This is a genomic window from Mesorhizobium australicum (genome assembly GCF_900177325.1).
In the GTDB taxonomy this organism is placed as follows: domain Bacteria; phylum Pseudomonadota; class Alphaproteobacteria; order Rhizobiales; family Rhizobiaceae; genus Mesorhizobium_A; species Mesorhizobium_A australicum_A.
Genome location: NZ_FXBL01000004.1, coordinates 3,452,153 through 3,464,692, shown reverse-complemented (window position 1 = coordinate 3,464,692; position 12,540 = coordinate 3,452,153). Strand labels below are relative to the sequence as shown.

The window sequence follows — 12,540 nt, the reverse complement described above, 5'->3', positions numbered from 1 at the left end:
GGCTCAGGCGTTCCGCAGCAGGATCTTGCCGAAGACGTCGCGGCTCTCCATACGCGCCAGCGCGTCGTCGAGATGATCGAAATCCACCTCGGAATCGATGACCGGATGCACCTTGCCGGTGGCTTGCTTCGCCATGACGGTCGCCATGTTCTCGATCCGGCAGCCGAACGATCCGATGATGCGCAATTGCTGCTGGAAGAGCTGCATCAGGTTGATCGTGGTCGAGACGCCTGAAGTCGAGCCGCACGTGACGAGCCGGCCGCCCTTCTTCATCGACAGCATCGATCCGGCCCAGGTGTCGGCGCCGACATGTTCGAAGACGACGTCGACGCCCTTCTTTCCGGTCAGCTTGCGCACGACGCCCTCGAACCTGTCCTCGCGGTAGTTGATGACGTGGTCGGCGCCGAGCGCCCTGGCCTTTTCCATCTTGGCATCGGAGCCGACCGTCGTGATCACGGTCGCGCCGGCAAGCTTGGCGAGCTGGATCGCGGCCGTGCCGATGCCCGAGCCTCCGGCATGCACGAGTATGGTCTCGCCGGCCTCCAACTTCGCGTTGTCGAACAGCATGTGCTCGACCGTGCCGAAGGTGATCGGTGTCACGGCGGCAGCTGTTACGTCTACTTCCGCCGGAGCAGGAATCAGCTGGCGCGCGGCGATGTTCATGCGCTCCTGCGCAAAGCCGTCGAGGTGGAAGCCGTGCACGCCCTCGACGTTCTCGCAGAGATTGTCGCGCTTCTCGCGGCAGGCTTTGCAATGGCCACAGGTGCGCGCGCCGTAGATCGCGACGAGCTGACCGGGCGCCAAGCCTGTCACGCCTTCGCCGATCGCCTCGACAACCCCGCAGGCTTCGGCACCGACCACCAGCGGCATCTTGCGCTTGGCGAAGGCCATGCCGCGCCAGCCCCAGACGTCGATATGGTTCAGCGCGACGGCCTTGATCGCAACGGTCGCCTCGCCGGGGGCGGGCGGCGGGGGCGGGGCGATGTCGACGGCCTCGATGCGGCGGTCGGCGACGAGCTGCAATGCGCGCATGTCTTCGTGCGGTTTCCTGCGACGGTTCGGGACTTGACCGCGCCGCTTAGACGGGTTCGCGCGCCATGACAAGGCAAGCGTTCTGGCCACCGAAACCGAACGAGTTCGACAGCACCGTCGAGACATCGGCCTCGCGCTTGACGTTCGGCACGACGTCGAGATCGATCGCCGGATCGGGATGGTCGTAGTTGATTGTCGGCGGAAGCACGCCTTCGCGCATGGTCATGAGCGAGAACACCGCTTCGATCGCGCCGGCGGCGGAGAGGGTGTGGCCGATCATCGACTTGTTCGACGAGACCGGAACAGACCTGATCCTGGGCCCGAACACGGTCGACAGTGACAGATGCTCCATCTTGTCGTTTTCCGGTGTCGACGTGCCGTGCGCGTTCACGTAGCCGATCTCGTCCTCGGAAACGCCGGCGTCGTCGAGGGCGAGCTTCACCGCCGCGATGGCGGGCGAGCCGTCGGGCTTCGAGCGTGTGCGGTGGAAGTCGTCCGCCTTCTCGCCGCATCCACGCATGATGCCCAACACGGTGGCGCCGCGCGCGACGGCGCTTTCCAGCGACTCGAGCACCAGGGCCGCGCCGCCCTCGGCGAGCACGAAGCCGTCGCGATCGCGCGAGAAAGGCTTGGAGGCGCGCTCCGGTGTCTCGTTCTGCATCGACAAGGCCGACAGAAGCGAGAAGCGCACCATCGATTCCGCGCTCGCGGAGCCATCAGCGCCGATTGCCAGCGCCCGGTCGCATTCGCCGCGCCGGATCGCCTCGACACCGAGCTGGATCGCGGTCGCGCCGGATGCGCAGGCCGTCGAGGTGGTGATGGGGAGGCCGCGCGTGCCGAACAGGACCGCGAGGCGGTCGGCGACGGTGCCGAACAGCGCCTCGTCGAAGATTGAGGCGCCATTGCCGGCCCGCGCGGCTTCGAGCAGGCGCTGGTAGCCGCTGCCCTCGTTCACGCTTCGGTACATGGCGAGTCGGTCGGCCCACACCAGCTCGACGGGCGGCGAGGCCAGGAACAGCGGGCCGCCGAAGTCCGAGCCGATACCCGCCTCGGAGATCGCCTCTTGGCCGGCGCTCGCCGCCAATTCGTAGGTGAGGGCATACATGCCCTTGTCGCTGCCGGGCAGGAAATCCACCGTGCCGGCGATCGTGGTCTTCAGATGATCGACCGGAAACCGCGTGATCGCATGGATGCCCGACGCGCCGGCGGTCAGCTTCAACCAGTTTTCCGTCTTGCCGGCTCCAAGCGACGTGACAACACCCATGCCGGTGACGGCGATGAGCGGGCGCCCGAGATGATCCTTGTATCGGCTCATTGTGGTCCTCAAGCCTTTCGTAGGAGGGCAGCACCTTCCCCGCGATGATGGCCGATGGCCGTGGCAAGCACGACGTCCGGCGTCCCGTCATACGATGTTTCGGTATCGGATATCGCTCCCGGGGCGCGGCCGTTGGAGAGCGACAGTGCCGCGAGCGCGACGGCGAATGGAAGCTGGGCCTCCTTGAGATGACCGGTCAAGCCAGAGAAGCCGCGCAGGGCATGGGCCGCCAGCGCTTGTTGCTCGGCAAGCGTCGGTCTCGGGGCACCGGAAGCGCCCGAAATGATCAGGCGGCCGGGCTCTGCGCCAAGCGCCTCCACAAGGGCCGCTATGTCCCGCGCCAGCTTTCCGTCGGCGCGGGACGAAAGCGACGAGGCGACTTTGTCGACGACCGCATAGATGCGCGCGCCGCGCGCCTGCGCCTGCTCGCGCGTCTCCAGCACCAGAAATGCTCCGCCGGAGCCCGTAATCACACCGCCGCCCGCAGCATGCCGGTCCCACAGCGGCTGCCATGGGCCGCGGTGGAGGTATCCGCCCAACTCGTAAGCGAGGAGCTTGTCGGGGTGCTCCGTCTGGAACGCACCGCCGACGAGCGTGTGCGTCGACTGGCCCGATGCCAGCCGGGCAACTGCGGTCTGCAGGGCGGATACGCCTGCGCCTTCCTCTCCCATGAAGGTACGGGACGAACCGGTGATCTTGTGGACGATCGAGATGTTGCCGGCGAGCAGGTTCGACAGCTGGGCGAGAAAGAGCGTTGGCCTCAGATCGTTGGTCAGCTTCTCGTTGATCAACGCCTCGGCGTCGTTTCGCGTTAGCGTTGCCTCAAGGATGTTCTCGTCGACTTCCTTGTCGCGTTCGCCGCTGCCGGCGGCCACGATCATGTCCATCGTCGTGCAAAGTGTCTCGTTGGACTTGAGCCCGGCATCGTCGAGGGCCAGTCCCGCCGCATAGACGCCGAGCCTCTGCCACAGTTCCATCTGCCGCTGGTCGCCCTTCTTGGGGATCTGCAGCGTCCAGTCGATTTCGGGGAGGGCGTGCACCGTGTAGGGAGCGAATCGCTCCGAATCGATCGGCGGCGGCAGGGAAGGGGTCTCGAAGGCCTTCCAGTGCACCTCGGCGCCTTCGCCGAGGCAGGAGACCAGGCCAATGCCGGTGATGACGACGTCGCGAGCGCTCATTGTGCGCTCATGTGCGGCAATGGATGCGGCACCGTCAAGCTTTGTGAGGTCAGGCCGCCTTCTTGGCCGCAACCAGGGCGTCGATCTTCGCGCACAGATTCTTGAGAACGAAATATTCTTCCGTCGACACGCGGCCTTCGTTCACATCCTGCGTCCACTTCTCGAGCGGAATCTTGATCCCGAATTCCTTGTCGATCGCAAAGACCGTGTCGAGAAAATCGAGGCTGTCGATGCCGAGATCATCGATCGTGTGGCTTTCCGGCGTGATCTTGTCGCGATCGATCTCGGTCGTTTCCGCGATCAGGTCCGCGACCTTTTCGAATGTCGTCGTCAAGCTGTACCTCTTTGGGTCGGTCGATGGCGATAGCTTTGCAGGCTCTAGTCGTTTTCGCCCCAAAGTGGAAGGGCGAAATCGCCGCGCCTTGGGAACGTACGGGCCGACACCTGTTGGAAAAGGCCGCCGGATGGGACTTCGGGAACCCCCTCCCGCCTGTCGTCAGGCGTCACTCAGCCGGACGAGGTTCGTCCTTTCACGGTCCCGGCGGCACCGTAACGGTTCCGGCTTCTCCGCCCGTGAGCGGTTCCCATTCGATCCGGTCGTCCAGCCGGTATTCGATCGTGTGGATCACCACGGACGTGTCGCCGATCAAGGCGAGGTTGTAGCTCGGCTCGATCGGGCCATGCCCGTAGGCGAGGCGTCCCTCGAATTCCGGCCAGCCAGGATGGCTGGTCGAGCGCGGGGCGGAGAAGGGGACGCCCTCGATCGAGCCCGATAGCGACATGTGGCAGTGGCCGAAGAAGACGTGGCGGATCGTGTCGCGGTGGCGGCGCAGGACCGCGGCGAACTCCTTCTTCTGAACCAGCGCCAGGATATCGGTGGCGAGCACACCGATTTGCACCGGATGATGGTGCAGGAAGACGAGCGCCGGCTTGCGCTCCCGTTCGGCTTCCCCGAGTCGGGCCGACAGCCAGGCGAGGCGCTTCGGCCCGAGGCGGCCGCTGTGGTTGCCGGCAAGGTTCGTGTCGAGGAAGATCAGACGATGGCCGCCAATCTCTCGGACGTGCTGGATGTAGCCGTCAGCGTCCACTGGCGCGTCGGGGAAAATCTCCTTGAAGGTCTCCCGGTGGTCGTGATTGCCGATCATCAGGATCGGCTCGAGCGGAGACGCGTCAAGAATCTCGCGCAGCTTCAGATACGCCTCGCGCCTGCCGTGATGGGTGAGGTCGCCCGAGATTACCACCGCCTCGGCATCGGCATGCCGCTTCGCTACGTGGGCGAGACAGGCTTCGAAGGCGGCGACCGAGTTCTGTCCCGCGATCGGGTCGGCATTGATGTGAATGTCGGAGATGTGAACGAGTTTCATGTCCGGCTGCCCCTTGCCCTTGCCTCTTACCGGAGCACGGGCGACGGCGGAACCCGCCGACCCTGTTCCGCAGCGGGAGGAAATCGCTTCGCCGGCCGGCGCCAAAGAAGATAGTCTGGACCGGTCCGCGACGAGGCGGACGATCAAGCTGGCGGTTTCTCAATGACGACAATCCTGTGCGCGGGCGTCGCGGTCATCGATTTCGTCTACCAACTCGACGAGATGCCGCGCCGCGCCGAGAAATACCGGGCGAAGGACGCCTGGATGACGGGCGGCGGCAACGCGGCCAACGCTTCGGTCGCGATCTCGCGGCTCGGCGGCCACGCCCGCCTTGCCGCGCGTCTCGGCGACGACGCCGTCGCCGACATGATCGTGTCCGGGCTGGAAGTCGAGGGGGTAGACTGCGCGCTGGTGCGCCGCTTTGCGGGACGGAAGTCGTCTTTCTCGGCGGTCTTCATCGACGCGGCGGGCGAGAGGCAGATCGTCAATTATCGCGACATGGATATCTCCTTCGGCGCGGAATGGCTGGCAGCTGCCGACCTCGGCCTATTCGATGCCGCCCTGTCGGACACACGCTGGCCGCAATGCGGCGCCGCAGTGCTCGGCCGCGCGAGGGAACGCGGCGTCCCGGGCGTGCTGGACGCCGAGGCGCCGATCGCGCTGGCAGAGGAAGCGCTGTTGCTTGCCTCGCACATCGCCTTCTCGGCACAAGGCTTGCGCGACTATGCAGGTCATTCCGACCTTGCGAAGGGACTACGCGAGGCCGCGCGTGCCACCGGAGCCTGGGTTTGCGCGACGGACGGTGCGAAGGGTGTGTTGTGGCTCGACGGAGGCGAGGTGCGTAGCGTCCCGACGGTTGCCGTAGCCGCAGTAGAGACGCTCGGCGCGGGCGACGTCTGGCACGGCGCCTTCACGCTGAAGCTCGCCGAGGGCGAAAGCGAAGAGGCCGCGATCCATTATGCCAATGCCGCCGCCGCGCTCAAATGCGCCGGCAGTGGAGGCCGCGCCAGCTATCCGAGGCGGGCGGACGTCGACGCTCTCCTGTCGGGCTGAGCGAGGCGGTCAGAACCTGATGCGGCCGAGCACGTGCAGGCCTTCGTCACGCAACTGGACGATGACGGCCTCGCCTTCGCGCGCGTTTTCCCCGGTCAACGCCGCGATGTTCTCCAGATGGGTGACCATCACCATGTTGCCGGAGCCGCTCCAGGCGCGGACCTCGTCGAGAACCTCCCTCGACTGAGCGTCCTTTTCCGGAGAATCCGGGGCGAACGGGTCGAGAGCGTGGAATGCCTCCACATCGTCCGTGCCGAAGGCCAGTCGCGCCGTTTCCTTGGTGCGGCACCAGCGGCTGGTCAGCACGCGCTCGACGGGAGCGGCTCGTGCTGCGAAGAGCGCGCCCAGCTTGCGCGCCTGCTGCCGCCCGGCATCGGAGAGATTGCGCTGGGTGTTGCACTTCTCGATGTCGAAGTTGGCCGGCTCACCGGAGCCGGGAGCGAAGGCATGGCGCAGCAGCACCACATGCCCTCCATCCCGCAGAAGCGCCCACCCCGCCTCCGTCGCGCCGGCCGCGGTCGCTGCGAACAGAGCCAGCGCAAGTATCAGACATCTCAGCATGCAACCCCCTGTCGGTCCGCATCGATATAGGGTCGGACGGCCGGAATCAAAGACAATCGGCTCACCGCCGACCTGCGCCCGGCTCGCTGGACCAGCCGACACGGCCGGCTTGCGCCGATTGCGCCCGGCGGGCGGCTCGCCTAAACCCGGCCCATGTCCTCCGTCGTGGAAACCGTCCTGTTCGTCTTCGGCCTCGTCGCGGCCGGTTACCTGGCCGGCGTGACGAACTATCTGAGGGTCGAGGTCGGAGACGCCGTGGCCGAGTTCGCCGTTGGCGTGGCGCTACCACTGCTCCTGTTCCGCACCATGCTGGGGGCTGATTTCCACGGTGCTGCCCCTTGGGCCTTCTGGGGCGCCTATTTCTCGGCCGCGGTCGTGACCTGGGCGGCCGGTCAGATCCTGATCGTCAAGGGATTCGGGCGCGACGCCAGGGCGGGGGTGGTCGGCGGCGTCACCGCAGCCTTCTCGAATATCGCTCTGCTGGGCATCCCCTTCATGCTCGGCGTCTATGGCCAGGAAGGATTCGAGACCCTGTCGCTGCTGCTCTCGGTCCATCTCCCGATCATGATCGCCGCCTCCATCCTCTTGTTCGAGATCGTGGGGCGTGAGGATGGCGAGAAGTTCAGGCTCGGCCTGCTCTTGCGCGCGTTTCTCAGGCGGATGTTCACGAACCCGCTGATCATCGGCGTCCTTGCCGGGCTTCTGATCCGTATGTCGGGCCTTCAACTGCCCGGCCTCGTAAACCGGCTGGTGGACGCGGTCGCCGACGTCGCCGCCCCGGTCGCGCTGTTCGCGCTGGGCTTGAGCCTGCGCAAATACGGCATCGCCCGTAACGTGAAGGCCGGTACGGCGCTGGCGCTGATCAAGCTTTTCCTGATGCCGGCGCTCGTGCTTGGCACGGCCTGGCTCTTCGGCCTGCCGCCCTTGACCGCCAAGGTCGCGGTCGCTGCCGCATCGCTGCCGGCCGGCGTCAATTCCTACCTGATCGCCACACAGTTCGGCACCGGCCAGGCGCTTGCCTCCAACGGCATGACGATCGGCACGGCCATGGCGGTCATCACGACGACCATGTGGCTTGCCATCGCGCAAGCCGTGTTCGGTTAGGACGCAACCTTGGCCGCGCGCAAACGGAGACCCCATTCGTGACCCAGGAAATCGTTCCGGTCGACGCCGCGCACGCGCTCGTCGCCTCGGCGCTGACCGCGTCCAACACCTCGATCGAGAATGCCGGCCTGGTGGCGGACGCGCTCGTCGGGGCCGAGCTGGTGGGTCAGGTCGGGCACGGCCTGCGCCGCGTCGTCGCCTATGCCGCGCAGGTGCGTGCCGGGAAGGTCGATGGCCATGCCGTGCCGAAGTTGGTCCGGACCAGACCATCGGCAGTTCATGTCGATGCCGGCAGCGGTTTCGCCTACCCGGCGTTCGATCTGGCGACGAGGGAACTGCGAGACATGGCAACGTCCCAGGGCATCGCAGTGGCCGGCATCTTTCGCTCCCACCACGCCGGCGTTACCGGACTGGCCGTCGAGGCGCTTGCCGAGGCCGGTCTCATCGCGCTGATGTTCGCGAATGCGCCAGCTTCCATATCGCCATGGGGCGGGCGGACGCCCCTCTACGGGACAGACCCGATCGCGTTCGCTTGCCCGGTGGAGGGCACTTTTCCGATTGTTATCGATCTGTCCCTGTCCAAGGTCGCCCGCGGCAAGATCATGGCGGCCGAACAGAAGGGGGAGCCAATCCCGGAAGGCTGGGCGTTCGACCGGGACGGCAGGCCAACGACCGACGCCTCGGCCGCCATGGCCGGCACGATGGTGCCGGTCGGCGACGCCAAAGGGACCGCGCTTGCTCTTATGGTGGAACTGCTTGCCGCAGGGCTTACAGGCGCCAACTATGCCTATGAGCAGACCTCGTTCTTCAACGCCGTGGGCGGACCTCCGGGTAGCGGCCAGACGATCATTGCGATTGATCCTCAAGCCTTCGGTGGGGTAAGAGCCTTGGGCCGGTTTGCGGAGATGGCCGAGGCCATCATGCAGGTCGACGGCGCGCGCGTACCTGGTGCGAGACGGCATGAGATGCGTGCGCGGCTGAGGCGCGACGGCATTTCCGTCGACAGCGTATTGCTGAACGAAATCAAACAGATTGCTGCCCTCTGAGCGGCGGCAGGAGGCCACGAAATGCTCCAGAAGACCAGCCACTACATGCGCCAGGCCAATCTAATCGGCGGTGAATGGATCCAGGCGGATTCAGGAGCGACGATCGACGTCACCAATCCTGCGACGACGCTGAAGATCGGCACCGTGCCGAAATCCGGCAAGGCCGAGACGCGCCGCGCCATCGAGGCGGCGCAGACCGCCTTCGAGAGCTGGAGGAAGACGACCGCCAACGACCGGTCCAAACTCCTGCGGAAGCTGCACGACCTGATCCTGGAGAACCAGGATGCTCTGGCCGAACTGCTGACGATGGAGCAGGGCAAGTCGCTTACCGAGGCCAAAGGCGAGATAGCCATTTCGGCCGCCTATATCCTGTGGTTCGCCGAGGAAGGCCGTCGCACCTATGGCGACACGGTGCCGAGCCCGTGGGCCGAGCGCCGCATCCTTGTGACCAAGGAGCCGGTGGGCGTCGTGGCGGCAATCACGCCGTGGAACTTTCCGTCCTCCATGCTCGCGCGCAAGATCGGCCCGGCGCTCGCCGCCGGCTGCACGGTCGTGGTGAAGCCCGCCTCGCAGACGCCTTATTCGGGCCTCGCCTGGGGCGCGCTCTGCGAGGAGGCCGGCTTTCCGAAGGGCGTAGTTAACATCGTCACCGGTTCGGCCGGCGAGATCGGCGACGAGATCTGCGCCAATCCGCTGGTGCGCAAGCTGACCTTCACCGGCTCGACCGAAGTCGGCAAGATCCTGATGGAGAAGTGTGCAGCGACCGTGAAAAAGGTGTCGATGGAGCTTGGCGGCAATGCGCCGTTCCTCGTCTTCGACGATGCCGACATCGACCGTGCCGTCGAGGGGGCTATGGTCGCCAAGTATCGCAATTCGGGCCAGACCTGCGTCTGCACCAACCGCTTCTTCGTGCAGGAGGGCGTCTACGACGCCTTCGTCGAGAAGCTGGCGGCCGCCTCGAACACACTCAAGGTCGGCAACGGGCTCGACGCGGGCACGCAGCAGGGACCGCTGATCGACGAGAAGGCGGTCGAGAAGGTCGAAGAATTCATCCAGGACGCGACTGCCAAGGGCGGCAAGGTCGTGGCCGGCGGCAAGCGCCACGAGCTCGGCGGCTCCTTCTTCCAGCCGACGGTGATCGCCGAGGCGAAGCCCGACATGATGTTCATGAAGGAAGAGATCTTCGGCCCGCTGGCCCCCGTCTTCCGCTTCAAGACCGAGGAGGAGGCGATCCAGCTTGCAAACGACACCCAGTTCGGCCTTGCGTCCTACGCCTATACCGGCTCGCTCAACCGCGCTTTCCGGGTGATGGAGGGGCTGAAATACGGCATGGTCGGCATCAACGAAGGCCTGATCACCACGGTTGAGGCGCCGTTCGGCGGCGTCAAGGAATCCGGCCTCGGCAAGGAAGGCGGGCACCAGGGCATCGAGGACTATCTCGATACCAAATATGTCTGCATCGGCGGCCTGAAGTAGCGGGGAGAGCGATGGAAGGCGAGGTCTTCGGGACAACCGCGGAAGGCGAGACCGTCCATCGCTACCACATTTCCGGTGGCGGGCTGACCGCCACCGTCATGGAATGGGGCGCGGTCCTGCAGGATCTGCGCCTCGAGGGGCATACGGCGCCTCTGGTGCTGGGCTTCGACCGCTTCGACGACTATCCGGTCTCGTCGCCCTATTTCGGCGCGATCGCAGGGCGTTACGCGAACCGCATCGCCAACGGCAAATTCATCATTGACGGCCAGCGCTTCCAGGCCGACACGAATTTTCTCGGCAAGCATACATTGCATGGCGGGTCGAAGAGCACCGGCAAGCGCGTCTGGTCGCTTGAAATGCGCGGCAGTGACTTCATCACGCTGAGGCTGCTCGACCCCGACGGGTTCATGGGTTTTCCGGGCAATCTCGACATCATCTGCACCTACCGGCTCAAGCTGCCCGGCACGTTGTCGATCGAACTGTCGGCGACGACCGACCAGCCGACGCTGTGCAACCTCACGAACCATTCCTATTTCAACCTGGACGACGGCGGCTGGGATTCGATCCTCGACCATCGCCTTGTCATCAACGCCGGCGCCTACCTGCCTGTCGACGCGGAACTCATCCCTACGGGCATCGTGGAGCCCGTCGAAGGCACCGATTTCGACTTCCAGCTCTCCCGTCCCATCCGATTGGAGAAGGCTGGCGAGCAGGTAGTCTACGACCACAATTTCTGCCTCTCCTCTCACCGTGGACCGCTCAGACAGGCGGCCTGGGCGCAGGGCTCGTCTTCGGGCGTCGAGATGGAGATGTGGACCACGGAGCCCGGCGTGCAATTCTATGCCGGCCACAAGGTCGCGCGCGAGGTGTCCGGGCTGCAGGGGCGGAAATACAAGGCCTGGGCAGGGTTCTGCCTAGAGGCACAGGCTTGGCCGGATTCGCCCAACCGTCCGTATTTCCCCCAGGCGATCCTCTGGCCCGGCGACCGCTACCGGCATGTGACGGAGTACCGGTTCAGGCTGGCGTGACTATCTCGGTAACGTGTGTCTGATCGTTCCGTCGGCGTACCGGTCGATCGTGACCGTGATCGAACTGCCCGCAGGGTAGAGTGGCAGAGTCGGTCCACGCAGCACCACCGTTCTACCGTCATCGAATCTGACGAAATATGAAGCGCCTCCTTTTCTGCTGGCGACGGAGATCACTGTCACTGGCTCAGTCTGCGACGAGACAACGCTGCCATGATCAATGAAGGGCGTCACCGCCGCCAGAAGCCCGACCACACCCGCTATCGCCAGTGAGCCGATGAGTGCCGTGTTGAGTAGACTATCGCGCCCGGTATCGATCCGCATGTCAAACTCAGATGGTATCAACCAAGACCAGCCGCAATACGCAAGGTTTGGTAGGGCGCCAGCGCGCCGCGAACCTGCACGGTGGTGGCGGCGACGCGATGCGCCAGCGCGGCCGAGTCCAGCGGCGACCGCCCGTCCAGCACCGCCGCGAGGTAGCCGCCGTTGAAGCTGTCGCCGGCGCCGGTCGTATCCACCGCATCGACGCGAAGCGCGGGGACCAGATAGGAATCCGACCTGTCCACCACCAGGGCCGGATCGGCTCCGTTCTTCACCACGATCTCCCTCACGCCGGCGCGTCTCAGGCGCTCCGCCGTGGCTTCGGGATCAACGTCGCCGAAGAGGGCCTGCTCATCGGGAAAGGTCGGTAGGGCGATGTCGGTGATGGAGATCGCCTCCGCGATCGTCGCCCGGGCCTCATCCGACGACAGCCACATGCGGGGCCTGTAGTTGGGGTCGAAGGCGACGAGGCTGCCGGCCGCGCGCGCAGCGCGGATCGCGGCGAGCAGGACCGATCGCGCGCCGGGTTCCAGAATTGCCAGGGTGATTCCGGAAAAGTAGACAAGCGCTCGATCTTCAAGGCTTTTCGCCAGCTTTCCGCCATCGGATGCCAGCTGCCGCGCCGCTGCGTCGCTGCGCCAGTAGGTGAAGGATCGCTCCGCGCCCGTCAGCGTAATGGCGTAAAGACCGGGCCGCGCGCCTGGGATCACCGGGCTTGCCGCCACGCCGATCCCGGCCTCGGCGAAGAACGAAGTCTGCTTGGCCGAAAACGGGTCGTCGCCGAAGGCGGAGACATAATCGCACGGCAACTGCGTCAGCGCCCGGATCGCCCACAGCGTGTTGAACGTGTCGCCGGCATAGCCGAGTGTCCACGCGCCGTCCGGGCGCGCGGACAGTTCCAGCATGCATTCTCCCACCGAGGCGACGCCCTTGCGATCCATTCGCTTCTCCCTTCGTCGCGACGTCTATAAGGGTTCCGAAGGTCCGGCGACAAGGTCCGCAAAAAGGCGCTTGACCTTCCAGTAACCGGAAGCCCCAACCTGTTTGGGCAGTGATGAAGAGGAG

At 65.5% G+C, this 12,540-nt stretch carries 12 protein-coding genes; 5 read left to right on the top strand and 7 right to left on the bottom strand.

Annotation, left to right across the window (positions count from 1 at the left end):
* Positions 1 to 3 precede the first annotated feature (3 nt).
* The 5 genes from B9Z03_RS19580 to B9Z03_RS19560 all read right to left on the bottom strand — a co-directional run bounded on the left by B9Z03_RS19580 (position 4) and on the right by B9Z03_RS19560 (position 4,889).
* Positions 4 to 1,032 carry a zinc-binding dehydrogenase gene (locus tag B9Z03_RS19580; protein ID WP_085465738.1) on the bottom strand — a complete coding sequence of 343 codons (1,029 nt, stop codon included), beginning with the start codon at positions 1,030 to 1,032 and terminating at the stop codon, positions 4 to 6.
* Between the two features lie 46 nt (positions 1,033 to 1,078).
* The gene (locus B9Z03_RS19575) at positions 1,079 to 2,347 is read right to left on the bottom strand and encodes a beta-ketoacyl-ACP synthase (RefSeq protein ID WP_085465737.1); all 1,269 of its coding nucleotides are present in this window, start codon (positions 2,345 to 2,347) and stop codon (positions 1,079 to 1,081) included.
* Between the two features lie 8 nt (positions 2,348 to 2,355).
* Complete coding sequence (locus B9Z03_RS19570) at positions 2,356 to 3,525, bottom strand: beta-ketoacyl-ACP synthase (protein ID WP_085465736.1); 1,170 nt, start codon at positions 3,523 to 3,525, stop codon at positions 2,356 to 2,358.
* A 49-nt stretch (positions 3,526 to 3,574) separates the two neighbouring features.
* On the bottom strand, positions 3,575 to 3,859 hold the full coding sequence (locus tag B9Z03_RS19565) for an acyl carrier protein (RefSeq protein ID WP_085465735.1): 285 nt from the start codon (positions 3,857 to 3,859) through the stop codon (positions 3,575 to 3,577).
* 196 nt (positions 3,860 to 4,055) lie between these two features.
* Positions 4,056 to 4,889, bottom strand: a complete 834-nt coding sequence (locus tag B9Z03_RS19560) for a phosphodiesterase (RefSeq protein WP_085465734.1) — start codon at positions 4,887 to 4,889, stop codon at positions 4,056 to 4,058.
* A gap of 162 nt (positions 4,890 to 5,051) precedes the next feature.
* On the opposite strand from B9Z03_RS19560, the gene B9Z03_RS19555 reads away from it, so the two are divergent.
* Positions 5,052 to 5,942, top strand: a complete 891-nt coding sequence (locus B9Z03_RS19555; protein ID WP_085465733.1) for a PfkB family carbohydrate kinase — start codon at positions 5,052 to 5,054, stop codon at positions 5,940 to 5,942.
* 9 nt (positions 5,943 to 5,951) lie between these two features.
* Here the strand turns inward: B9Z03_RS19555 and B9Z03_RS19550 are convergent, their stop codons facing one another.
* Complete coding sequence (locus B9Z03_RS19550; protein WP_085465732.1) at positions 5,952 to 6,503, bottom strand: histidine phosphatase family protein; 552 nt, start codon at positions 6,501 to 6,503, stop codon at positions 5,952 to 5,954.
* A gap of 153 nt (positions 6,504 to 6,656) precedes the next feature.
* Between B9Z03_RS19550 and B9Z03_RS19545 the strand changes: the two genes are divergently transcribed.
* Genes B9Z03_RS19545 through B9Z03_RS19530 form a run of 4 tightly spaced genes read left to right on the top strand, consistent with a single transcriptional unit; the run spans position 6,657 to position 11,157 of the window.
* On the top strand, positions 6,657 to 7,607 hold the full coding sequence (locus B9Z03_RS19545; protein ID WP_085465731.1) for an AEC family transporter: 951 nt from the start codon (positions 6,657 to 6,659) through the stop codon (positions 7,605 to 7,607).
* 38 nt (positions 7,608 to 7,645) lie between these two features.
* A complete protein-coding gene (locus B9Z03_RS19540) occupies positions 7,646 to 8,653 on the top strand; it encodes an Ldh family oxidoreductase (protein ID WP_085465730.1) in 1,008 nt (335 codons plus the stop codon).
* Between the two features lie 21 nt (positions 8,654 to 8,674).
* Positions 8,675 to 10,129 (top strand): NAD-dependent succinate-semialdehyde dehydrogenase, encoded by a 1,455-nt coding sequence (locus tag B9Z03_RS19535; RefSeq protein WP_085465729.1) that lies wholly within the window; start codon positions 8,675 to 8,677, stop codon positions 10,127 to 10,129.
* Positions 10,130 to 10,140: 11 nt separating this feature from the next.
* Complete coding sequence (locus tag B9Z03_RS19530; RefSeq protein ID WP_085465728.1) at positions 10,141 to 11,157, top strand: aldose epimerase family protein; 1,017 nt, start codon at positions 10,141 to 10,143, stop codon at positions 11,155 to 11,157.
* Positions 11,158 to 11,495: 338 nt separating this feature from the next.
* On the opposite strand, the gene B9Z03_RS19520 is transcribed toward B9Z03_RS19530, so the two are convergent.
* The gene (locus B9Z03_RS19520) at positions 11,496 to 12,416 is read right to left on the bottom strand and encodes a sugar kinase (protein WP_085465726.1); all 921 of its coding nucleotides are present in this window, start codon (positions 12,414 to 12,416) and stop codon (positions 11,496 to 11,498) included.
* Between the last annotated feature and the right edge of the window lie 124 nt (positions 12,417 to 12,540).